At 52.2% G+C, this 251-nt stretch carries 1 protein-coding gene; it reads left to right on the top strand.

Features of this window, described 5'->3' with window-relative positions; translation table 11 throughout:
- Window positions 1-251: hypothetical protein (locus tag Q4563_RS21385; protein ID WP_442903848.1), on the top strand; the 251-nt coding region annotated here is incomplete at both ends.

Raw genomic sequence — 251 nt, 5'->3', positions numbered from 1 at the left:
CTTCATGGCTGGCCGGATTGCCCGCAAGGAAAATCGTACCTACGATTTTAATGCACTGAAATTCCAGGCAGATTACGACCCCAAATACCGCCGTGCCCAAATGCGCTACATGGGCACTGGTGCTGCCGGTGTAACCAGCGATACCAATACCGTGCCATCGGAACATTTCACTTTCTCCACCATGTTGTTACCGGCGCAGTGTGAAGGCCCGCTGCACTTGCACGACGATGTTGAAGAAGTGTTCTTTATGC

This window comes from Gilvimarinus sp. 1_MG-2023 (assembly GCF_030548285.1).
The sequence above is the reverse complement of the archived record's forward strand: the minus strand, read 5'-3'. Positions and strand labels throughout refer to the sequence as shown.